The organism is Mycobacterium sp. NGS69 (genome assembly GCF_059812165.1).
This window is the reverse complement of record NZ_JCALCD010000002.1, coordinates 235389-256722: the sequence shown is the minus strand read 5'-3', so window position 1 is coordinate 256722 and position 21334 is coordinate 235389. Positions and strand designations below refer to the sequence as shown.

The 21334-nt window shown below is 71.2% G+C and carries 22 protein-coding genes; 6 read left to right on the top strand and 16 right to left on the bottom strand.

The annotated features are described in order from the left end of the window. From truB to pptH, 3 genes are read right to left on the bottom strand one after another with little or no spacing between them, the layout of a single operon-like run. Nucleotides 1–906, bottom strand: a complete 906-nt coding sequence (truB, locus tag AC5Y2S_RS06440; RefSeq protein WP_499954755.1) for a tRNA pseudouridine(55) synthase TruB — start codon at nucleotides 904–906, stop codon at nucleotides 1–3. After that, the gene (pptT, locus tag AC5Y2S_RS06435; protein ID WP_499954753.1) at nucleotides 903–1583 is read right to left on the bottom strand and encodes a 4'-phosphopantetheinyl transferase PptT; all 681 of its coding nucleotides are present in this window, start codon (nucleotides 1581–1583) and stop codon (nucleotides 903–905) included. The genes truB and pptT overlap by 4 nt, the downstream gene beginning before the upstream one ends. Beyond that, the gene (pptH, locus tag AC5Y2S_RS06430) at nucleotides 1580–2545 is read right to left on the bottom strand and encodes an ACP phosphodiesterase PptH (RefSeq protein WP_499954752.1); all 966 of its coding nucleotides are present in this window, start codon (nucleotides 2543–2545) and stop codon (nucleotides 1580–1582) included. The genes pptT and pptH overlap by 4 nt, the downstream gene beginning before the upstream one ends. Nucleotides 2546–2674: 129 nt before the next feature. On the opposite strand from pptH, the gene AC5Y2S_RS06425 reads away from it, so the two are divergent. Together AC5Y2S_RS06425 and AC5Y2S_RS06420 are read left to right on the top strand one after the other, a co-directional pair. After that, on the top strand, nucleotides 2675–3250 hold the full coding sequence (locus AC5Y2S_RS06425; RefSeq protein ID WP_499954751.1) for a DUF3558 domain-containing protein: 576 nt from the start codon (nucleotides 2675–2677) through the stop codon (nucleotides 3248–3250). 41 nt (nucleotides 3251–3291) lie between these two features. After that, complete coding sequence (locus tag AC5Y2S_RS06420; RefSeq protein WP_499954749.1) at nucleotides 3292–5022, top strand: CocE/NonD family hydrolase; 1731 nt, start codon at nucleotides 3292–3294, stop codon at nucleotides 5020–5022. On the opposite strand, the gene AC5Y2S_RS06415 is transcribed toward AC5Y2S_RS06420, so the two are convergent. Together AC5Y2S_RS06415 and AC5Y2S_RS06410 are read right to left on the bottom strand one after the other, a co-directional pair. After that, a complete protein-coding gene (locus tag AC5Y2S_RS06415; RefSeq protein ID WP_499954747.1) occupies nucleotides 4981–5529 on the bottom strand; it encodes a DUF1802 family protein in 549 nt (182 codons plus the stop codon). The genes AC5Y2S_RS06420 and AC5Y2S_RS06415 overlap by 42 nt on opposite strands. Next, complete coding sequence (locus AC5Y2S_RS06410; protein ID WP_499954745.1) at nucleotides 5526–5795, bottom strand: DUF2277 domain-containing protein; 270 nt, start codon at nucleotides 5793–5795, stop codon at nucleotides 5526–5528. Before AC5Y2S_RS06410 ends, AC5Y2S_RS06415 begins: the two co-directional genes overlap by 4 nt. Nucleotides 5796–5839: 44 nt before the next feature. Here AC5Y2S_RS06410 and AC5Y2S_RS06405 point away from each other — a divergent pair, with 44 nt between their 5' ends. After that, nucleotides 5840–6589: an enoyl-CoA hydratase gene (locus AC5Y2S_RS06405; protein WP_499954743.1), complete on the top strand. Its 750-nt coding sequence runs from the start codon at nucleotides 5840–5842 to the stop codon at nucleotides 6587–6589. Nucleotides 6590–6597: 8 nt separating this feature from the next. After that, on the top strand, nucleotides 6598–7164 hold the full coding sequence (locus tag AC5Y2S_RS06400) for a hypothetical protein (RefSeq protein ID WP_499954741.1): 567 nt from the start codon (nucleotides 6598–6600) through the stop codon (nucleotides 7162–7164). Here the strand turns inward: AC5Y2S_RS06400 and AC5Y2S_RS06395 are convergent, their stop codons facing one another. From AC5Y2S_RS06395 to rimP, 6 genes are all read right to left on the bottom strand, one after another. Continuing rightward, nucleotides 7165–8181 (bottom strand): DHH family phosphoesterase, encoded by a 1017-nt coding sequence (locus tag AC5Y2S_RS06395; protein WP_499954739.1) that lies wholly within the window; start codon nucleotides 8179–8181, stop codon nucleotides 7165–7167. It abuts the gene before it with no gap. Next, a complete protein-coding gene (rbfA, locus tag AC5Y2S_RS06390; RefSeq protein WP_499954737.1) occupies nucleotides 8156–8638 on the bottom strand; it encodes a 30S ribosome-binding factor RbfA in 483 nt (160 codons plus the stop codon). Before rbfA ends, AC5Y2S_RS06395 begins: the two co-directional genes overlap by 26 nt. Further along, nucleotides 8638–11376: a translation initiation factor IF-2 gene (infB, locus tag AC5Y2S_RS06385; protein ID WP_499954735.1), complete on the bottom strand. Its 2739-nt coding sequence runs from the start codon at nucleotides 11374–11376 to the stop codon at nucleotides 8638–8640. The genes rbfA and infB overlap by 1 nt, the downstream gene beginning before the upstream one ends. A gap of 63 nt (nucleotides 11377–11439) precedes the next feature. Then, nucleotides 11440–11688: a YlxR family protein gene (locus AC5Y2S_RS06380; RefSeq protein WP_499955664.1), complete on the bottom strand. Its 249-nt coding sequence runs from the start codon at nucleotides 11686–11688 to the stop codon at nucleotides 11440–11442. A gap of 176 nt (nucleotides 11689–11864) precedes the next feature. Next, complete coding sequence (gene nusA, locus AC5Y2S_RS06375) at nucleotides 11865–12908, bottom strand: transcription termination factor NusA (protein ID WP_499954733.1); 1044 nt, start codon at nucleotides 12906–12908, stop codon at nucleotides 11865–11867. Beyond that, on the bottom strand, nucleotides 12905–13456 hold the full coding sequence (gene rimP / locus AC5Y2S_RS06370) for a ribosome maturation factor RimP (protein WP_499954731.1): 552 nt from the start codon (nucleotides 13454–13456) through the stop codon (nucleotides 12905–12907). The genes nusA and rimP overlap by 4 nt, the downstream gene beginning before the upstream one ends. Before the next feature lie 182 nt (nucleotides 13457–13638). On the opposite strand from rimP, the gene AC5Y2S_RS06365 reads away from it, so the two are divergent. Next, entirely contained in the window at nucleotides 13639–14178 is a 540-nt protein-coding gene (locus AC5Y2S_RS06365; protein ID WP_499954729.1) for a twin-arginine translocation signal domain-containing protein, read from the top strand. 13 nt (nucleotides 14179–14191) lie between these two features. Beyond that, the gene (locus tag AC5Y2S_RS06360; protein WP_499954727.1) at nucleotides 14192–14638 is read left to right on the top strand and encodes a ferritin-like domain-containing protein; all 447 of its coding nucleotides are present in this window, start codon (nucleotides 14192–14194) and stop codon (nucleotides 14636–14638) included. 7 nt (nucleotides 14639–14645) lie between these two features. Here the strand turns inward: AC5Y2S_RS06360 and AC5Y2S_RS06355 are convergent, their stop codons facing one another. From AC5Y2S_RS06355 to cobO, 5 genes are all read right to left on the bottom strand, one after another. Next, a complete protein-coding gene (locus AC5Y2S_RS06355; protein WP_499954726.1) occupies nucleotides 14646–16394 on the bottom strand; it encodes a proline--tRNA ligase in 1749 nt (582 codons plus the stop codon). Between the two features lie 118 nt (nucleotides 16395–16512). Continuing rightward, complete coding sequence (locus AC5Y2S_RS06350; protein ID WP_499954724.1) at nucleotides 16513–18105, bottom strand: MFS transporter; 1593 nt, start codon at nucleotides 18103–18105, stop codon at nucleotides 16513–16515. 33 nt (nucleotides 18106–18138) lie between these two features. Continuing rightward, nucleotides 18139–19344 (bottom strand): uroporphyrinogen-III C-methyltransferase, encoded by a 1206-nt coding sequence (gene cobA, locus AC5Y2S_RS06345; protein ID WP_499954722.1) that lies wholly within the window; start codon nucleotides 19342–19344, stop codon nucleotides 18139–18141. 9 nt (nucleotides 19345–19353) lie between these two features. Beyond that, the gene (locus AC5Y2S_RS06340) at nucleotides 19354–20721 is read right to left on the bottom strand and encodes a cobyrinic acid a,c-diamide synthase CobB (protein WP_499954720.1); all 1368 of its coding nucleotides are present in this window, start codon (nucleotides 20719–20721) and stop codon (nucleotides 19354–19356) included. Next, a complete protein-coding gene (cobO, locus tag AC5Y2S_RS06335) occupies nucleotides 20718–21332 on the bottom strand; it encodes a cob(I)yrinic acid a,c-diamide adenosyltransferase (RefSeq protein ID WP_499954718.1) in 615 nt (204 codons plus the stop codon). The genes AC5Y2S_RS06340 and cobO overlap by 4 nt, the downstream gene beginning before the upstream one ends. Nucleotides 21333–21334 lie beyond the last annotated feature (2 nt).

The window sequence follows — 21334 nt, the reverse complement described above, 5'->3', positions numbered from 1 at the left end:
CTACCGCGACAGCGTCGAGGGACGGATCACTACGACGGACTTGGTCCCGCTCCCCTCGTCGCGCAGCAGCGCGACCACCCGGCCGTCGGCGTCGGTCGCGGCGTAGACGCCGTCGACGCCGGCCGGCGCCAGGGACCGGCCGTTGCTGGCCGCCAGGGCCTCCTCGGCGGACAGGTCGCGGCGGGCAAACAGCAGCAGGCACGCCTCGTCCAGGGTCAGCGCCAGCCGGGGCGCCTCGGCCAGGTCGTCGAGCGAGCGCGCCTGGTCCAGCCCGAAACGCCCGACGCGGGTGCGCCGCAACGCCGTCAGGTGCCCGCCCACGCCCAGCGCGGCGCCGAGATCGCGCGCCAGCGCGCGAATGTAGGTGCCCGACGAGCAGTCGACCTCGACGTCGATGTCGACGAGCTCGCCGTCGCGGCGCACGGCCAGTACTTCGAACCGGTCGATGCGCACCGGCCGCGCCGCGAGTTCCACGGCGTGACCCTCGCGGATCAGCCGATAGGCGCGACGGCCGTCTACCTTGATCGCGCTGACCGCCGACGGGACCTGTTCGATGTCCCCGCGCAGCGCGGCGACCCCGGCGGCGATCTCCGCGTCCGTCACGTGCCCGGCCGAAACCGTTTGCAGCACTTCGCCTTCGGCGTCCTCGGTGGAGGTGGTCTGCCCCAGGCGGATGGTGGCGGCGTACGACTTCGACGCCCCGGTGAGCAGGCCGAGGATCTTGGTGGCCCGCTCGACGCCGATCACCAGCACCCCGGTGGCCATCGGGTCCAGCGTCCCCGCGTGCCCCACCCGGCGGGTGGAAAAGATGCGCCGGCAGCGGCCCACGACGTCGTGACTGGTCATCCCGGCCGGCTTGTCGACTAGGACTATTCCCGGACCGGGGCCGGGAAGCCCCGAGCTCATAACACGATGCCGGTAAGCACCAGCCCGCGCTCGACCGACCAGCGGCCGCGCAGTGCGGTCAGCGGCGGACCCGACAGCGCGGCGCCGTCGATCAGGATCTTGGAGACGAACATCCCAGTGCTTCCGGGCGGATCGACGTCGAACACGATGTGGGCGTCCTCGAAACCCAACCAGCGCTCGGTCAGCGGGAACCACGCCTTGTAGGTCGCTTCCTTGGCGCAGAACAGGATCCGGTCCCAATGCAGGCCCGCGGGCAGCGCGGCGATCTCCTGGCGTTCGTCCTCGAGGGCGATCGCGCCCAGCACGCCGTCGGGCAGCACGTCGTGCGGTTCGGCGTCGATGCCCACCGAGCGCACCGCGCCGGCGCGCCCCACCACCGCCCCGCGATAGCCCGTGCAGTGGGTGAGGCTGCCGACCACCCCGTCGGGCCAGCACGGTTGTCCCTTGTCGCCCTTGAGGATCGGCACCGGCGGCACGCCGAGCTCACCCATCGCGACGCGGGCGCAGTGCCGCACGGTGATGAACTCGTTGCGCCGCTTGGCGACCGACTTGGCGATCAGCGGCTCCTCCTCGGGCAGCGGGCTCAGGCCCGGCGGGTCGGAATACACCTCCGAATACGCGAGATCCTCCGATGCGGTGCCGGGCAATACCGACGCCACCAGCGTGCGGCCCGTCATCGAGACTGCCGCTGCCGCACTCGTTCCCGGAATTGCTGGGCCTGGCGGCGCATCTCGGGGGTGATCACGAAGTGACCGCCGAAGTCGTTGAGATAGCCCGGCGCGTACTGGGGATCCGGCAGCACCTGGCGCAGCCAGCTGTAGGGCTTGCGGCGGCGCCACTCGCGCGGGTAGCCCACCGACACCTCCTCGAAGCGCACGTCGTCGTACCAGGTGGTGCGCGGAATGTGCAGGTGCCCGTACACCGAACAGATCGCGTTGTAGCGGGTGTGCCAGTCGGCGGTCTTGGTGGTTCCGCACCACAGCGAGAACTCCGGGTAGAACAAGGCGTCGCAGGGGTCGCGCACCAGCGGAAAGTGGTTCACCAGGACGGTCGGCGTCATCCAGTCCAGCTGTTCGAGGCGGGCGCGGGTGGCGGCCAGCCGCTCGCGGCACCAGGCCTCGCGGGTGGCGTACGGCTCGGACGAGAGCAGGAACTCGTCGGTCGCCACCACGTTGCGCTGCCGCGCGATCGCCATGCCCTCGGCTTTGCTCGTCGCCCCCTCGGGCAAGAAGGTGTAGTCGTACAGCAGAAACATCGGCACGATCGTGGCCGGGCCGCCGCGCTCGGTCCACACCGGGAACGGATGCTCCGGCGTGATCACGCCCATCTCGTCGCACATGTTGACCAGGTAGTCGTAGCGCGCCTTGCCGAAGATCTGCATGGGATCGCGGGTGGTGGTCCACAGCTCGTGGTTGCCGGGCACCCAGATCACCTTCGCGAACCGCCGGCGCAGCACGTCAAGCGCCCAGCGGATGTCGTCGGTGCGTTCGGCGACGTCGCCGGCGACGATCAGCCAGTCGTCCGGCGACGACGGGTACAGCGATTCGGTGACCGGCTTGTTGCCGAGGTGACCGGTGTGCAGGTCGGAAACGGCCCACAGCGTCGGCTGCGCACCATTAGTCGATTCCCGGCTCGCCACGACTAACCAGCCTAACGAACCCTGCGCGATGGGCAGGTTTCCGCCGGGCCCTTGCCCGCGGGATTAGAACGTGTTCTCTTTTCACTGCGGGGGCTCTACACTCCCGGCAAGGGAGGGTAGGAGATGTCGGTGATCGCCAGGCTGCGGTTGATCGGAGCGTTGGGCGCGCTGGCCACGGCACTGGTCGTGGGCGCACAAAGCGCCCCGCCCGGACCGAGCGGCGGTGGGCGCGTCGAGCTGCGGTCGACGGCCCAGCCGATGGAGACCACCATGAAGAGTCCCATCGTGGCCACCACCGACCCGCGCCCGTTCGACGCGTGCGAGGACATCCCGTTCGACGTCGTGCAGCGGCTCGGGCTGGGGTTCACGCCGCCCGAACACGAGGACGGGCTGCGCTGCCACTTCGACGCGGGCAACTACCAGGTGGCCGTCGAGCCGATCATCTGGCGCACCTACGAACAATCCCTGCCGCCCGACGCCATCGAGACCACGATTGCGGGGCACCGCGCGGCGCAGTACTGGGTGATGAAGCCGACCTATCACAACAGCTTCTGGTTCTACTCGTGCATGGTCGCGTTCAAGACCAGCTACGGGGTGCTGCAGCAGGCGCTGTACTTCTCGACGGTGTACTCCAACCCGGAGGTGGAGTGCATGTCCACTAATCTGCAGCGCGCCAACGACCTGGCGCCGTACTACAAGTTCTGATTACGTCGCCCGGCGCCCCGAAAAAACCTAGTGTTGGGCCGGTGAGCACCACCTCGACCCGCGCCGCACAGCCCAAACCCCGCACGCTGGGACGGGTCGGCGACGCCGCACTGGGCCGGCTGTTGGGCGTGCGGCGGGCGACCACCGAGTACACCGTGGAGCGCGTCGACGTGCCGATGCGCGACGGGGTCACGCTGGCCGCCGACCACTACGCCCCCACCACCGCCGGCCCCGCGGGCACCCTGCTGGTCCGCGGACCCTATGGGCGGGGGTTTCCGTTCTCGCACGCCTACGCGCGGCTGCACGCCGCTCGCGGCTATCACGTCGTGCTGCAGAGCGTGCGCGGCACGTACGGGTCGGGCGGGGAATTCGACCCGATGGTCAACGAGGCCGCCGACGGCGCCGACACGGTCGTCTGGCTGCGCGAACAGCCGTGGTTCACCGGCCGCTTCGGCACCGTCGGCGTGTCCTATCTGGGCTTCACCCAGTGGGCGCTGCTGCAGGATCCGCCGCCGGAGCTGGCCGCGGCCGTCATCACCGCGGGCCCGCACGATTTCAACGCCTCCGTGTGGGGCACCGGCTCCTTCGCCGTCAACGACTTCCTGGGCTGGAGCGATCTGGTCGCTAACCAGGAGGACCCGCGACGGGTCAAGATGGCGCTGCGTCAGCTGCAGGCCCGGCGCAAGGTGATGGAGGCGGCGGGCGCGCTGCCGCTGGGCGCCGCGGCCCGGGCCCTGCTCGGCGATGGTGCGCCGTGGTTCGAATCGTGGATCGAACACCACGAGCAGAACGACGCGTTCTGGGACGCCCGGCGCTTCACCGACGCGCTGGACCGCGCGCGGGTGCCGGTGCTGCTCATCGGCGGCTGGCAGGACATTTTCATCCGGCAGACGCTGCAGCAGTACGCCCACCTGCACGGCCGCGGGGTGGACGTCGCGCTCACCGTCGGCCCCTGGACACACACCCAGTTGCTGGGCAAGGCGCTCCCGATCAGCGCGCGGGAGACGCTGGACTGGCTGGACACCCACCTGGCCGGGGAGACGGCCCGGCGCCGGCCGAGCAGCGTGCACGTCTGCGTCACCGGCGTGGACGGGGGCCAGGCCTGGCGCCACCTGCCCGACTGGCCGCCCGCCACCACCGAGCGGGCGCTGTACCTGCGGCCCGGCGGACACCTGGGCGAGACGGCGCCGAGCCCGAACGGGTTGGCACCGGCCACATTTCGCTACGACCCCGCCGACCCGACGCCCACCACCGGCGGCCCGCTGCTGTCCACGAACGGGGGCTACCGCGACGACACCCGCCTCGCCGCGCGCGACGACGTCCTCGCGTTCACCAGCCTCACGCTCACCCACGACCTGTACGCGTACGGGAACCCGGTGGTGGAGCTGGCGCACAGCTCCGACAATCCGCATGTCGACCTGTTCGTCCGGGTGAGCGAGGTCGACGCCAAGGGCCGCTCCCGCAACGTCAGCGACGGCTACCGGCGGTTGGGCGCCGCGGACGCCGCCGCCGGGACCGAGCTCGTTCGGGTGGAACTCGACGGGATCGCCCATCGCTTCCGCGCCGGCTCGCGCATCCGCGTGCTGATCGCGGGCAGCTGGTTCCCGCGCTTTGCGCGCAACCTCGGCACCGCGGAACCGTTGTTGACGGGCCTGCAGTCCACCCCGGCCACCCACGCCGTGCACTACGGGCGGTCCCGGGTGCTGCTTCCCGTCGGCCCCGCCGATCCGCTAACCGACCGCGTCGCGGACCCGGCGGGCGACCCGGTCTAGCGCGGCGTCGTCGTGCACCGGCGCTGCCAGCCGGACGTCGGCCAGCGGCAGCTGCGCCCAGCTGGTGCAGCCGCCGTATTCGGGGGCCCGCGGGATGCGCACCGGCTCGGCCAGCGGGATCACCGACACCACCAGCACGGCCAGCTTGTGCTTCGGCCGGAAGTCCAGCCGGTCCTCGCGCACCGACTCGGCCGTCCAGATGTGCAGGTCCTCGATCGCGTCGAGCCCATCCGGCCGGTTAACCTCTTGCGCCGCAACCACTTTCGCAGCGGCGCGCAGCACCAGATGCTCGTCGGCACTGTCGGCCGCCCCGGCGTCCAGCAGGTCGAGGTGCTCGGGCCGAACGCGCTGGGCGTGGCTGTGGGCGACGGTCGGGAACAGCAGGAACTCGCGGGCCGCGAGCTCGAACCGCTTTTCGCCGATGCCGCCCTTGCGCAGCAACACCCGCTGCCGGCCGTCGAGCAGCGCGTGCACCACCGCTCCCCACTCCTTGAGCGCCGGCGTCATTTCGCTCCTGCGAGGCGGGCCACCACCTCGGGCCGGCGCAGCGGCGGCACGGTCTTGGGCGGTTGGCGCCGCGGCGGCAGGGCCGCCAGCAGTCGCGCCGTGGTCTCGGTGACCGCGGCGACCGCGGCCTCGAACGCGTCGGCGTTGGCGGCCGACGGCCGAGTGATGCCGCTGACCTTGCGCACGTACTGGCGCGCGGCCGCCGCGACTTCCTCCGGCGTTGCTTCCGGCTGCAGGCCCCGCAGTTCGGTGATGTTCCGGCACATGGTCTCCACGATAAACGCCCGGAGGGACCCTCTACGGTGAACAGATGACCGACGACGTCCTGCTGATCGAAACCGACGAGCGGGTGCGCACCCTGACCCTCAACCGCCCGCAGGCGCGCAACGCGCTGTCCTCGGCGCTGCGGGACCGCTTCTTCGGCGCCCTGGCCGACGCCGAGACCGACGACGGCGTCGACGTCGTCATCGTCACCGGCGCCGACCCGGTGTTCTGCGCGGGGCTGGACCTCAAGGAGCTGGGCAGCGAGTCGGCGCTGCCCGACATCTCGCCGCGCTGGCCACCGCTGACCAAGCCGGTGATCGGCGCGATCAACGGCGCCGCCGTCACCGGCGGGCTGGAGCTGGCCCTGTACTGCGACGTCCTGATCGCCTCCGAGCAGGCCCGCTTCGCCGACACGCACGCCCGCGTCGGCCTGCTGCCCACCTGGGGACTGAGCGTGCGGCTACCCCAGAAGGTGGGCGTCGGGCTGGCCCGGCGCATGAGCCTGACCGGGGACTACCTGTCCGCCGCCGACGCGCTGCGCGCCGGCCTGGTGACCGAGGTGGTGCCGCACGACCGGCTGATGCCCACGGCCCGCCAGGTGGCCGCCTCGATCGTCGGCAACAACCAGAACGCGGTGCGGGCGTTGCTGGCCTCCTATCACCGGATCGACGACACGCACACCAGCACCGGGCTGTGGCTGGAGGCCACGGCCGCCCGGCAGTTCCGCACCAGCGGCGACGACATCGCCGCCAACCGCGACGCGGTGCTGCAACGCGGGCGGGCCCAGGTCCGGTAGGGGAAACGATGCGCGCCGGCGGTGTCACGTTCGGGGCCCTCACTCTGGTGGCGGCGTCCGCGATCGCGTCCGCTCCGCATGCGACGGCCGAGCCGCCGCCGCGATTCCCCGACCTGGGCAGATTCGTCGCCGTCCCGGCGGACGGCTATGCCACGCCCGCCCAGGGCGGGGCGCCCCGCATCAGCTTTTCTGCCACGCCGACCCTGGTCTGCGACTTCTACGGCGGACCGGCGCCCGCACCCCAACCGTCGCAGGACATCAAGTGCAGCGGCGACGCCCCCGGGATGGACGACGTCCCGTTTCCCGGCGGCGGCCGCTCGAAACCCGGCGATTGCGTCGTGGGCGCGGTGAACTTCAAGGGGCCGGGCTACGAACTGAGCCGCATGACCTACGGCGGGTGCGACGGCAACCCGCCCGCGCTGACATCGGGCGGCAAACCGCTGGCCGCGGGCGCGAAACTGACGTACCTCAACGTGACATGCGCCGTCGACGCCGGCAACGTCGTAGCCTGCCTGGACACCACCAGCGGAGACCACGGCTTCGTGCTGCAGCCGTCGGGAAGCTGGGCCTTCTAACTAACCGAGCGCCGCGCGCAGCGACGCGACGGCGTCGTCGATCGAGCCGACGGTCGAATAGCCGGCGGCCAGCCGGTGGCCGCCGCCGCCGAACTCCGACGCGACCGCCGCCAGATCCACCTGGGCCTTGGCCCGCATCGACACCGACCAGCGCTGCGGGTCGACCTCCTTGAAGACCGCCGCCACCTCCGCCTGCTGCGTGGTGCGCACGATATCGACGATGCTCTCGACTTCCTCGGCGCGCGAGGTGATCCAGTCCCGATGCTCGACGACCGCGTACACCAGCCCGCGACCACCAACGGCGTCCGGCACCAGTTGCGCCGAGCCCAGCACCCGCGACAGCAGCGGCAGCCACCCGAACGGGTGGGTGTCCATCAGGGTCCGGCTGATCGCGGCGTTGTCGACGCCGAGGTCGACCAGCCGGGCCGCCAGCCGAAGCGCCCGGGCGCTGGCCCAGCGGAACGATCCGGTGTCGGTCGTCAGGCCCGCGTAGATGCAGTGCGCGACGTCCCGGTCGATCGGCTCACCCCAGGCGTCGAGGATGTCGGCGACCATCATCGTGGTGGAATCCGCCGACACGTCGATGAAGTTGGCGCTGCCGAACCGGTCGTTGGAGGCGTGGTGGTCGATGACCAGCGACCGGCGGCCCGGGCCGGCCAGGTCGCTCAGCTCCCCGAGCCGCTTGACGCTCGGAACGTCAACGGTCACAACCAGATCGACGTCGCGGCGCAGCTCGTCCGGGCGCACCAGCAGCCGACAACCGGGCAACGAGGCCAGCGACTCGGGCAGCGACGCCGGCGCGGCGAAACTGACCTCGACGCGCTTGCCGCACCGGTCCAGCACCAGCGCCAGCGCCAGCCCCGCGCCGATGGTGTCGGCGTCGGGGTGGACGTGGGCGATCACCGCGATCGTCGCGGCGCCCGACAGCAACTCGACGGCGCCGGCGGCGTCCACCGACAACCCCTGGGTGCCCCGCGGGGCACCGGCCAGGTCAGTCTTGGGGTCGATCGTCGTCACCGGCGTTCCCGTCGCTCGCGTCCCCAGCCCCGCTCACACGGTATGGATCGGCCTCCCCGGCCGGCTTGGCACCCGAGCGAACCCGCGCCAGATCGGCGTCCGCGGCGCGGGCACGCTCCAGCAATTCCTCCATCCGCCGCACGCTGTCGGCGGTCGTGTCGCGGGTGAACGTCAGCGTGGGCGTGAAGCGCACGCCGGTACCGGCTCCGACCTTGGTGCGCAGCGCGCCCTTGGCCCGCTCCAGCGCCGCGGCCGCAGCGGCGTAGTCGGGCTGGTCGTCGAGCGTGCGGCCCATCACCGTGTAGAACAAGGTCGCATCGTGCAGGTCGGCAGTCACCTTGGCGTCGACGATGGTCACCCCGTCCAGACCCGGATCCTTGATCTCGAACTCGATCGCCGAGGCGACGATCGTGAAAATCCGTTTGGCCAGCCGGCGCGCCCTTGCGGGGTCGGCCATCAGGTGCGTTCCTTCTGGACCAGCTCGTAGGACTCGATGATGTCGCCTTCCTTGATGTCGGAATAGCCCAGCGTCATACCGCATTCGAAGCCCTCGCGGACCTCGGTCACGTCGTCCTTCTCCCGGCGCAGCGAGGTGATCGTGAGGTTGTCGGTGACCACGATGTTGTCCCGCAACAGCCGGGCCTTCGCGTTGCGGCGCACCACACCCGAGCTGATCATGCAGCCGGCGATGATGCCGACCTTCGAGGACCGGAAGATCGCCCGGATTTCGGCGCGACCAAGCTGGTTCTCCTCGTAGATCGGCTTGAGCATGCCGCGCAGGGCCTTCTCGATCTCGTCGATCGCCTGGTAGATCACCGAGTAGTAGCGGATCTCCACGCCCTCGCGGTTGGCCAGCTCCGTCGCCTTGCCCTCGGCGCGCACGTTGAACCCGATGATGATCGCGTCCGACGCCGACGCCAGGTTGACGTTGGTCTCGGTGATGCCACCGACGCCGCGGTCGATGACGCGCAGCGCCACCTCGTCGTCGACCTCGATGCCCATCAGGGCCTCTTCCAGCGCCTCGACCGTACCGGCGTTGTCGCCCTTGAGGATCAGGTTCAGCTGGCTGGTTTCCTTCAGCGCGGCATCCAGATCGTCCAGGCTGATCCGCTTGCGGGTCCGCGCCGCCAGGGCGTTGCGCTTGCGGGCGCTGCGCCGGTCGGCGATCTGGCGGGCGATGCGGTCCTCGTCGACGACCAACAAGTTGTCACCGGCGCCGGGCACCGACGTGAAGCCGATGACCTGCACCGGCCGCGACGGCAACGCCTCGTGGACGTCCTCGCCGTGCTCGTCGACCATGCGGCGCACGCGGCCGTAGGCGTCGCCGGCGACGATCGAGTCGCCGACGCGCAGCGTGCCGCGCTGAATCAACACGGTGGCCACCGGCCCGCGACCGCGGTCCAGGTGCGCCTCGATCGCCACACCCTGGGCCTCCATGTCGGGGTTGGCCCGCAGGTCCAGGGCGGCGTCGGCGGTCAGCAGCACCGCCTCTTCCAGCGCCTCGATGTTGGTGCCCTGCTTGGCGGAGATGTCCACAAACATCGTGTCGCCACCGAAATCCTCTGCCACCAAACCGAATTCGGTGAGCTGCCCGCGGATCTTGGCCGGGTCGGCCCCCTCCTTGTCGATCTTGTTGACCGCCACCACGATCGGCACATCGGCGGCCTGCGCGTGGTTGATGGCCTCCACGGTCTGCGGCATCACGCCGTCGTCGGCGGCGACGACCAGGATCGCGATGTCGGTCGCCTTGGCGCCGCGGGCACGCATGGCGGTGAACGCCTCGTGACCCGGGGTGTCGATGAAGGTGATCAGCCGCTCGGTGCCCTCGAAGTCGACTCCGACCTGGTAGGCACCGATGTGCTGGGTGATGCCGCCGGCCTCGCCCTCGCGGACGTTGGCCTTACGGATGGTGTCCAGCAGCCGGGTTTTACCGTGGTCGACGTGACCCATGACGGTCACCACCGGCGGCCGGGTCTGCAGGTCCTCCTCGCCGCCCTCGTCCTCGCCGTAGGTCAGGTCGAAGGACTCCAGCAGCTCGCGGTCCTCGTCCTCGGGGCTGACGACCTGAACGACGTAGTTCATCTCGCTGCCGAGCAGCTCGAGCGTCTCGTCGCCGACCGACTGGGTGGCCGTCACCATCTCGCCGAGGTTGAACAGCGCCTGCACCAGGGCCGCCGGGTTGGCGTTGATCTTGTCGGCGAAGTCGGAGAGCGATGCGCCGCGGGCCAGCCGGATGGTCTCGCCGTTGCCGTGCGGCAACCGCACGCCCCCGACGACCGGCGCCTGCATGTTTTCGTATTCGGCGCGTTTCGCCCGCTTCGACTTGCGACCGCGCCGCGGCGCGCCGCCCGGGCGACCGAACGCGCCGGCCGCGCCGCCACGCTGACCGGGACGGCCACCGCCGCCACCGCCGCCGCCGCCGGGACGACCCCTGAAGCCGCCGCCGCCCCCGGGCGGGGCGCCGACGCCGCCGCCACCGCCGCGGTAGTTACCGCCGCCGCCGTCGGAGCGGCCGCCGGGCCCACCGGGCCGGCCGCCGCCCGGTCGTGGGGCGCCGGGCCGGGCCGGGCGGCCCTGCCCCGCGGCGCCACCGGGCCGGGGCGGCATGCTGCCGGGCGAAGCGCCCGGTCGCGGCGCGCCCGGCCGGGCCGCCCCGGGACGGGGGGCCTGCGGGCGCGGGATGGGCCGGTCGACGGGTTGCGCCGACGAGAACGGGTTGTTGCCGACGCGCGGGGCGCGCGGCTTCGGAATCGGGCCGGGCCGCGGGCCCGGTGTCATGCCGGGCTGCGGGGCCGGTTGGCCGGCCGACTGCGCGGGGGCCGGGGCCGCCGGTTGCCCGGGCTGGGGCCGCGGGGGCGCCGGGGGCGCTTCGGCGGTCGCGGCCGGGGCGGCCGCCGTCGTCCCGCCGGCGGCGGGCTTGGGGGGCGCGGCGGTCGCCTCGCCGTTCGGCGCGGGCTTGCTGATCGCCTTGTCGAGGGCCTGGTCGAGCGACTTGTCGGGGGCCTTGGCGGGCGCCTTGGTGGCGGCCGGCTTGCTGCCGCCGAAGGACTCGCGCAGCCGGCGAGCCACCGGCGCCTCTACCGTCGACGATGCGGATTTGACGAATTCGCCCTGTTGATTCAGCCGGGCGAGAACTTCCTTGCTGGTGACACCGAGTTCCTTGGCCAACTCGTGTACGCGGGCCTTACCTGCCACTACATCTCCTGTCTATGAGGCGACAGCAGCGGGCCGCGCCTCGGGTTTAGCTATGACGCATGGTCATCGGGACTTCACGGTGTGCTCATGTTCTTTGCTGCCTCTTCTGTTGCCGGGCGAGTCGCGCACTGCCAAGTGCTCGACCACCGCGGATGTGTCCAGTGGACCGGTGATGCGCAACGCTCTGGTGAAAGCCCGCCGCCGAATCGCCTGTTGAACGCACTGTGGCACGGGATGCAGCCATGCACCCCGCCCCGGCAGGCTACTCCTGTCGTCAACGATCGCGGCGTATGCGCCGTTCCCCGTCGACACAGCCACCACGCGAAGCAGTTCGGCGGCCAGCTCTCGCTTTCGGCACCCGACACACGTCCGCACCGGTCCATCAGTGCTTCGGTGCGCCAAGTCAGAAGGCTCGCGCTGGATCACGTGTCAGTCTAACCTCCCTTGACCGGAGGTCAGAACCACCCGCACGGACCGCCTGGCTGAGATCAGTGATCGTGCGCCACGGGGTGACCGGCGCCGTGTTCGGCCTGGCTCTCGGCGTGCCCCGGCGAATCCCCGCGAATGTCGATGCGCCACCCGGTGAGTCGGGCGGCCAACCGCGCGTTCTGGCCCTCCTTGCCGATGGCCAGCGACAGCTGGAAGTCGGGCACCACCACGCGGGCGGCCCGGGCGGTCTGGTCGATGACCGACACGGAGACCACCTTCGCCGGCGACAGCGCGTTGGCGACGAACCGGGCCGGGTCCTCGTCGTAGTCGATGATGTCGATCTTCTCCCCGGAGAGCTCGCTCATCACGTTGCGGACCCGCTGGCCCATCGGGCCGATGCAGGCGCCCTTGGCGTTCAGGCCGGGGACATTCGAGCGCACCGCGATCTTGGAGCGGTGCCCCGCCTCCCGGGCCACCGCCACGATCTCCACCGACCCGTCGGCGATTTCGGGGACCTCCAGCGAAAACAGCTTGCGGACCAGGTTGGGGTGGGTGCGCGACAGCGTGATCAGCGGCTCGCGGGACCCGCGCGTCACGCCCACGACGTAGCAGCGGACCCGGTTGCCGTGCTCGTAGCTCTCGCCGGGGACCTGTTCGGCCGCCGGGATCACGCCCTCGGATGCCTTGGTCTCGGTGCCCATCCGCACCACGACCAGCCCACGCGCGTTGGCCCGGCTGTCGCGCTGGATCACCCCGGCCACGATCTCCCCCTCGCGGGTGGAGAACTCGCCGTAGGTGCGCTCGTTTTCGGCGTCCCGGAACCGTTGCAGCATCACCTGGCGCGCGGTCGTCGCGGCGATGCGGCCGAAACCCTCGGGGGTGTCGTCCCATTCGCTGATGACGTTGCCGTCCTCGTCGGTCTCGCGGGCCATCACCTTGACGACGCCGGTCTTGCGGTCGATCTCGATGCGGGCCTCGTTCTGGTGGCCTTGGGTGTGCCGGTAGGCGGTGAGCAGCGCGGATTTGATGGTCTCGAGCAGTTCGTTGACCGAGATGCCCCGGTCCACCTCGATCGCGTGCAGTGCGCCCATGTCGATGTTCATGCTCCGGCCTCCGTCCTAGTCGGCCGACCCCCGAGCGGCCCAGTCGCCAATTCCAGCTCCGCCTGGGCTGGCGGTGAAAACTCAACCTGCACAACGGCTTTCACGATTTCGGCCAGCGGGACCTCGCGCACCGTCCAGTCCCGGCCCGTGCGAACCACCACCGCGACGGTGCCGTCCCGGGTCTCGCCGACGCGCCCGGTCAGCCGCGATCCGTCGGACAACGCGACCTCGACCTTGCGGCCGCGGGCGCGGCGGAAATGCTTCTCGCTGGTCAGCGGGCGGTCGACGCCGGGCGAACTGACCTCCAGCACGTAGCGGTCGCGGATGGCGTCGAGCAGGTCCGAGCCGTCGAGCAATGCCGAGGCCGAACGCGACAGGGTGGCGATCGTGTCGAGGTCGAGGGGGTCGTCGCCGTCGGCGATCACGGTGATCCGCGGCGGGCGCGCGCGGGTGTCGACGACCACGTCTTCGATTTCGTAACCGGCGCGCTCGAATTCTGCGTCGAGTAGCTCGATCACCTGCGTCTGCGAAGGTAGCCCGGTGGTCACGGCGAGCTCCTCATCTTGAGTTGTCCGGTCATCTGGCGGATGTCGCCACCCAGGTGGTTTCCGGGTGGTTTCCGGTGCGAGTCAGCTATCCACGATACGCCAGGAATCGCCGATGACGGCGTGATCGCGCGTGGTCACGGTCCTTGGACCTGCCCCCTTGGACGCAATGGCAGGATGTTGCTGTGCCTAGCGGAGGACCGGTCACCAACCGGCGGGGTGTGCTCGCCGGCGCCGCGGCCCTTGCCGCGCTCGGGGTGGTCGCGTCCGCTTGCGGCGAGTCGCCGCCCAAACCGCCCGCCGCCGAAAACCTGGTGGGGCCGCTGGACCAGGCCCGCAAAGACAGCGCGCTGGCCGGTGCCGCGGCCACGGCCGTGGGTCTCGCCCCCCAGGTCGCGGCCGCGCTGACCGTGGTCGCGACCCAGCGCGCCGCGCACGCCCGCGCGCTGTCCACCGAGATCTCCCGGGCGGCCGGCAAGCTCGCCCCGTCGGGGAGCGAGACGACGAGCCCCGGCCCCAGCCCCACCCCCGCCGAGCCGCCGGGCCCGCCACCGCCGCCGCCGCCCGTGCCCGACGTGATCAATTCGCTGCACGCGTCCGCGGAGAATGCCAGCCGGCTGGTGACGACCGAGTCGGGTTATCGGGCCGGGCTGCTGGCGTCGATCGCCGCGTCGTGCACGGCATCCGCGACCGTGGCGCTGGTGCCCGGGGGACCGTCGATATGAGTTCCGGCTCGTTATGACAACAGGAAAAGACGCCGACAACGCGGCGCTGTGCGACGCGCTGGCCATCGAACACTCGACGATCTACGGCTACGGCATCGTGTCCGCGCTGTCACCGCCCAGCGTCAACGACATGGTGGTGCAGGCCCTGGGCGAGCACCGCCAGCGCCGCGACGACGTCATCGCGATGCTGGCCGCGCGCAAGGTCACCGCGCCGGTCGCCGCGGCCGGCTACCAGCTGCCGATGCTGGTGGGCAGCCCGGCGGACGCGGCGCGGCTGGCGGCCCGGATGGAGAACGACTGCGCGACGGCCTGGCGCGCGGTGATCGAGCACGCGGAGACGGCGGATGACCGCGCGTTCGCCGCGAACGCCCTGACGCAGAGCACGGTCATGGGCGCCCGGTGGAACCGGGTGCTGGGCGCGTGGCCCATCACGACGAGCTTCCCGGGCGGCAACGACTAGCGGGCGCTTACCCGTTCAGGGCCGCCACGATGTCGGTGGCCAGCGAGGCGCCCACGGTCAGCTCGCGGGTCTGCCCGTCGAAGCGATCCCGCAGCTCGACCTTGCCGTCGGCCCAGCCCCGCCCCACCACGACGATCCGCGGCACGCCCAGCAGCTCGGCGTCCTTGAACTTGACCCCGGGCGACGCCTGGCGGTCGTCGAGCAGCACCTCGAGGCCCAGCCGGTCCAGGTCGGCGGCCAGCGCGGTCGCCCCGGCGCGGGCCTCGGCGTCCTTGTTGGCGATGACCAGGTGCACGTCGAACGGCGCGACTGCCGACGGCCAGCGCAGGCCCAGCTCGTCGTGGTGCTGCTCGGCGATGACGGCCACCATCCGCGACACGCCCAGGCCGTAGGAGCCCATGGTCAGGCGCACCGGCTTGCCGTCCTCGCCGAGGACGTCGACGGTGAAGGCGTCGGTGTATTTGCGGCCGAGCTGGAAGATGTGCCCGATCTCGATGCCCCGGGCGGACACCAGCGGGCCGGCCCCGTCCGGGGACGGGTCGCCGTCGCGCACCTCGGCGGCCTCGATGGTGCCGTCGGCCGTGAAGTCCCGGCCCGCCACCAGCCCGACGACGTGCCGGCCGGGCTCGTCGGCGCCGGTGATCCAGCTGGTGCCGTCCACCACCCGCGGGTCGACCAGGTAGCGAACGCCGTTGTCGCGCAACGCTTTCGGCCCGATATATCCCTTCACCAGGAACGGGTACTTGGCGAAGTCCGCGTCGTCGAGCAACGCGTAGTCGGCCGGTTCCAGCGCCGCGCCCAGCCGCTTGTCGTCGACCTCCCGGTCCCCGGGCACCCCGATGGCCAGCAGCTCCCACTCGCCGCCCGGCTGGCGGACCTTGAGCAGCACGTTCTTCAGGGTGTCGGCCGCGGTGACCTCGCGGCCCAGGCCCGCCGTGTTGGCCCACTCGACCAGGGTGGCGATCGTCGGGGTGTCGCCGGTGTCGTGCACCTCCGCCTCGGGCAGCCCGCCGATCGGGCGCGCCTCCGGGCGGGCGGTGACCACGGCCTCGACGTTGGCCGCGTAGCCGGACTCCAGGCAGCGCACGAAGGTGTCCTCGCCGACCGGGCTCTCCGCCAGGAACTCCTCCGACGCGCTGCCGCCCATCGCGCCGGAGACCGCGGACACGATGACGTAGCGCACCTGCAGCTTCTCGAAGATGCGCTGGTAGGCCTCCCGGTGCGCGTGGTAGGCGGCCTTGAGCCCGGCGTCGTCGATGTCGAACGAGTAGGAGTCCTTCATCAAGAACTCCCGGACGCGCAGGATGCCGGCCCGCGGGCGGGCCTCGTCGCGGTACTTGTTCTGGATTTGGAACAGCAGCAACGGAAAGTCCTTGTAGGAGCTGTACTCGCCCTTGACCGTCAGCGCGAAGAGCTCCTCGTGCGTGGGCCCCAGCAGGTAGTCGTTGCCGCGGCGGTCCTGCAGCCGAAACACCCCGTCGCCGTATTCGGTCCACCGGTTGGTCGTCTCGTACGGCGCGCGCGGCAGCAGCGCCGGGAACAGGATCTCCTGGCCGCCGATCGCGTTCATCTCGTCGCGCACGATCCGCTCGATCCTGCGCAGCACCCGCAGCCCGAGGGGCAGCCAGCTGTACAGCCCGGGTGCGACGGGCCGCACGTAGCCCGCCCGAATGAGCAGCTTGTGGCTGGGCACTTCGGCGTCGGCGGGGTCGTCGCGCAGGGTGCGCAGGAACAGCTCGGACATCCGGGTGATCACAGCGGGCAAGCCTAGCGGCGGCCGAGTGGCTGCGGAAAATCGGTGCGAAAGTGCAACTGCCGACGCAATTCCCGAGTGGGCCCGTCGCTAACCGCACGCTCGCGACAGGTCAGGCGAGCTAGATCTCGCCGGCGTCCAGCGCGTCCTTGACCTCTTGCGCGTGGGCGACCTGCTGCGGCGTGTAACCGATGAACAGCGCCGCCGCGCCGACGAAGATCGCCGCCCCGGCCAGCCACAGCAGGCCGTAGGTATAGCCGTGGTCCAGGGCCCGCAGTTGCGCGTCGTTCATGAACTTCACCGGGCCGGTGGTGCCGCCCAGGTAAAGCGTGCGGGAGGTGATCACGGCCTGGATGACGGCCAGCACCAGCGGGCCGCCCAGGCTCTGCAGCATCAGCGTCATCGCCGAAACCGGGCCGATCTGGTCGAACCCGACGCCGGCGATCGCCGACAGGGTCAGCGGCACGACGGCCATCCCGATGCCGATGCCGCCCACCACGATGGGCACCACCAGGTTGGGGAAGTAGGGCACGCCCCGATGCATGAAAAACGAGCCGTAGATCATCGCCCAGAAAAGCAGAAGTCCGCCGCCGATCGTCAGCACGCGCGGCGAGAACCGCGACACCAGCTGCGACGAGATGCCCAGGCCGATGCCCATCGCGATGACGAACGGGATGAAGCCGACGCCGGCGCGCAGCGCGCTGTAACCCAGGATGTCCTGCACGTACAGGCCGATGCACACCGTCAGGCTGAACATGACGCCGCCGGCCAAGAAGATCGCGACGAACGTGACCAGCCGGTTGCGGTCGCGGAACAGCTTGAACGGGACGACCGGATTCTCGGCGGTGCGTTCCACCATGACGAAGGCGAGAGCCGCCGCCATCGCCACCGTGCCCGAGCCGATGGTGGTGGTCGAGATCCAGCCTTTCGCCGGACCCATCGAGAAGGCGAACACGGCGGCGGTGCAGGCCAGCGTCGCCAGGATGGCGCCGGTGGCGTCGAGCTTCATCCGCTCGCGGTTGGTTTCGCGCAGCGCGGTGCGGGCCAGGTAGATCATCGCCAGCCCGATCGGCACGTTCACCAGGAACGCCAGCCGCCACGAGACCTCGGTGAGCGCGCCGCCGACCACCAGGCCCATCACGGAGCCGATCGCGGTCATCGCGGCGAACACGGCCGTTGCGGCGTTGCGCGCCGGCCCCTTGGGGAACGTGGTCGCCACCAGCGCCAGACCGGTCGGCGACGCGATGGCCGACCCGATGCCCTGCAGCAGCCGGGCGATGACCATGGTCGCCTCGTCCCAGGCGACCGCGCACAGCACGGAGGAGATGGTGAACAGCGCGACGCCGACGATGAACGTGCGCTTGCGCCCGATCGTGTCGCCGAGGCGCCCACCCAGCAGCATCAGCCCACCGAACGTCAGCACATACGCGGTGATCACCCAGCTACGGCTGGCGTCGGAGAGGCTCAGCTCGTTCTGGATCTTAGGAAGCGCGACGATCGCGACGGTGCTGTCCATGGTCGCCAGCAGCTGCATGCCACCGATCGCGATCACGGCCGCGATGAAACGCCACGAAGGCAGCCACGCGGGCGAATACCTGCCGATACGTGAGGAGGCGGTCTCCGCCGGCGGCGTAGCGCGCACCGGGGCCGGACGATCGGGGCGTGCGGACGTCCAATTTTGGGCCGCGCGCTCTGCGTCGTTGAGAGCCGTCATAATGGGTTACCTTACAGTAATCTTAAGAATCTTTTAAACGCCGAACGCCGCGACGGCCCCGATCACGATGATCGCGGGAGGTCGGATCCCCTCGGCGCGGATCTTGTCCGGCGTGTCGGCGAGGGTGGCCCGCAACGTGTGCTGAGCTGCGGTTGTCCCGTGCTGCACCACCAGCACCGGCGTCTGTGCAGGTCGGCCGCCCTTCAGCAGCACATCGACGAACAGCTCGATGCGTTCGACGGCCATCAGCAAAACGATGGTGCCCCGCATCGCGGCCAGAGCATCCCAATTCACTAACGATTCGGGGTGGCCCGGCGCAAGGTGGCCGCTGACCACCACGAACTCGTGATTTATCGCCCGGTGCGTGACCGGAACGCCCGCCAGGGCGGGCACGCCTATGGCACTTGTCACACCCGGCACCACGGTCACCGGAACCCCGGCCTCGGCGCACGCCAGCACCTCCTCATACCCGCGCGCGAACACGAAGGGGTCCCCGCCCTTGAGGCGGACGACGAAGCTGCCGGACCGGGCCCGCTCGATCATGACGTCGTTGATCGCGTCCTGGGCCATCGCGCGCCCGTACGGGATCTTGGCGGCGTCGATGACCTCCACGTGCGGCGGCAGCTCCGCGAGCAGTTCCGGCGGCGCCAGCCGGTCGGCGACCACGACGTCGGCCTGGGCGAGCAGCCGCCGCCCGCGCACGGTGATCAGTTCGGGGTCGCCGGGCCCGCCCCCGACCAGCGCCACCCCGCCGCGCACCACGTCGGAGCTCTCCGGGTCTTCCAGCGTGATGACCCCCTGCTGCAGCGCCTCCCGGATGGCCGACCGGATGGCCGCGGACCGGCGGTGCTCGCCGCCGGCCAGCACCCCCACCGACAACCCGGCGTAGCTGAAAGTCGCCGGGGTCACCGCGGTTCCCTCGACGGCGACGTCGGCCCGGACGCAGAAGATCTGGCGGCGTTCGGCCTCGGCGACGACGGCCGCGTTGACCCGGGCGTCGTCGGTGGCCGCGATCGCGTACCAGGCCCCGTCGAGGTCGCCGTCGCGGTATTCGCGCACCGACAGCACGATTCCGCTCATCGCCTCGACGGCCGGGGTGGCGGTGCGCGTGATGACGTGCACCTCCGCGCCGCTGGCGATGAGCAGGGGCAACCGGCGCTGGGCGACGGTCCCGCCGCCGACGACGACGACCTTCTTGCCGGCCAGCCGCAGCCCGGCCAGGTAGGCGTTGTCGGTCACCCGGCAAGCCTAAGGGGTGTGCGACGGCCGGCCCGCGTGCGCGACGAAGCGCGCCACGGCGCCCGGCGCCGCGGCCGGGTGGGTGTGCAGGTACGACGCGTGCACACCGGCGTGCACGACGCCGTCGGAGACGGGGTCCGCGTCGCCGCCCCGGTACACCCACGCCGCCTGGTAGCTCCGGGCAAAAGTTACTGCGGTGCGGTGGAATTCGTGCCCGACCACTCGCTCGCCGACGGAATACAGCGGCGAATCGACCACGGCGACGGCCTGGCGATAGGCCAGCGTGAGGTTCGGCGTGAACCGCGCCGACCCGGCCAGCACCCCGCACATCGGGTGCCCGTCGAGCTCGGCGGCCAGATAGATCAGCCCGGCGCATTCGGCGTGCACGGGCGCGCCGGCGGCGGCCAGCTCGTTGATCTGGCGGCGGACAACGTCGTTGGCGGACAGCTCCGCGGTGAACTGTTCGGGGAAGCCGCCGGGCAACAGGACCGCGCCGGCGCCGTCGGGCAACGCGTCGACGAGCGGGTCGAACTCGGCGATGTCGGCGCCGGCGGCGCGCAGCAGCTCCGCGTGCTCGGCATAGCCGAAGCTGAAGGCCTTCCCGGCCGCCATGGCGACGGTCGCGCGCACCGGCGGCCTCTCCCCCACCGCCGCGACCGGGTCCCACGGCTCGTCGGCGCAGCCGCAGCGGGCGGCCGCCATCACGGCGGCCAGATCGACGTGGCGAGCGATCAGGGCGGTCATCGCCTCCACCGCGTCGTGCGCGCGGCGCCCATACTCCACGGCCGTGACGAGCCCGAGATACCTTGTGGGCAGCTCCAATTCGGCGGTGCGCGGGATGGCGCCCAGCACCGGCACCCCGGCCTGCTCGCAGGCCTGCCGCAGCACCTGCTCGTGCCGGGCCGATCCGACCCGGTTGAGGATCACGCCGGTGACGCGGGTGGCGTCGTCGAAGGTCGAAAACCCATGCAGCAGCGCGGCGATGCTGTGACTCTGGCCCCGCGCGTCGACCACCAGAATCACCGGGGCGCCCAGCAGACCGGCGACGTGCGCGGTGGAGCCCGCCGCGGGGGCCGTCGTTCCGATGCGCCCGTCGAAGAGCCCCATCACGCCCTCGACCACCGCGATGTCCGCGCCGGCCGCGCCGTGCGCGTAGAGCGGGCCGATGAGCCGCTCCCCCACCATCACCGGATCCAGGTTGCGGCCGGGGCGCCCGGCGGCCAGGCCGTGGTAGCCCGGGTCGATGAAGTCCGGGCCGACCTTGAACGGCGCGACGGCATGGCCCGCCCTTCGCAGGGCCCCGATCAAACCCGTTGCGACGGTGGTCTTTCCACTCCCCGACGCGGGCGCGGCGATGACGACCGCGGGGACGCTCACCACTCGATGCCCTTCTGCCCCTTGCGCCCCGCATCCATCGGGTGCTTGACCTTGGTCATCTCGGTGACCAGGTCGGCGGCGTCGACCAGCCGTTGCGGGGCGTCGCGCCCGGTGATCACCACGTGCTGGTGGCCGGGCCTGGCCAGCAGGACGTCGACCACGTCGCCGGTGTCGACCCAGCCCCACTTGAGCGGGTAGGTGAATTCGTCCAGCACGTAGAAGTCGTGGCGCTGCGCGGCCAGCCGGCGCGCGATCTCGGCCCACCCGTCGGCCGCGGCCGCCGCGTGGTCGATGTCGCTGCCCGCCTTGCGCGTCCAGGACCAGCCCGCGCCCATCTTGTGCCATTCGACGGCTCCGCCGGCGCCGTCGGAGTCGTGGAGCCCGCCGAGCCGGGCGAAGGCCGCCTCCTCGCCGACCTTCCATTTCGCGCTCTTGACGAACTGGAACACGGCCACGCGCAGGCCGGCGTTCCACGCCCGCAGCGCCATTCCGAATGCCGCGGTCGACTTCCCCTTGCCCGCACCGGTGTGCACCGCCAGCACGGGTGTGTTGCGCCGCGCCCGGGTGGTCAGGCCGTCGTCGGGCACTTCGAGCGGTTTTCCCTGTGGCATGG

Coding starts and splice junctions, on each gene's coding strand:
- truB (WP_499954755.1), bottom strand. CDS start 906: ATGAGCTCGGGGCTTCCCGGCCCCGGTCCGGGAATAGTCCTAGTCGAC.
- pptT (WP_499954753.1), bottom strand. CDS start 1,583: ATGACGGGCCGCACGCTGGTGGCGTCGGTATTGCCCGGCACCGCATCG.
- AC5Y2S_RS06415 (WP_499954747.1), bottom strand. CDS start 5,529: ATGACGCCGGCGCTCAAGGAGTGGGGAGCGGTGGTGCACGCGCTGCTC.
- AC5Y2S_RS06410 (WP_499954745.1), bottom strand. CDS start 5,795: ATGTGCCGGAACATCACCGAACTGCGGGGCCTGCAGCCGGAAGCAACG.
- AC5Y2S_RS06405 (WP_499954743.1), top strand. CDS start 5,840: ATGACCGACGACGTCCTGCTGATCGAAACCGACGAGCGGGTGCGCACC.
- AC5Y2S_RS06400 (WP_499954741.1), top strand. CDS start 6,598: ATGCGCGCCGGCGGTGTCACGTTCGGGGCCCTCACTCTGGTGGCGGCG.
- rbfA (WP_499954737.1), bottom strand. CDS start 8,638: ATGGCCGACCCCGCAAGGGCGCGCCGGCTGGCCAAACGGATTTTCACG.
- nusA (WP_499954733.1), bottom strand. CDS start 12,908: ATGAACATCGACATGGGCGCACTGCACGCGATCGAGGTGGACCGGGGC.
- AC5Y2S_RS06360 (WP_499954727.1), top strand. CDS start 14,192: ATGACAACAGGAAAAGACGCCGACAACGCGGCGCTGTGCGACGCGCTG.
- AC5Y2S_RS06350 (WP_499954724.1), bottom strand. CDS start 18,105: ATGACGGCTCTCAACGACGCAGAGCGCGCGGCCCAAAATTGGACGTCC.
- cobO (WP_499954718.1), bottom strand. CDS start 21,332: ATGCCACAGGGAAAACCGCTCGAAGTGCCCGACGACGGCCTGACCACC.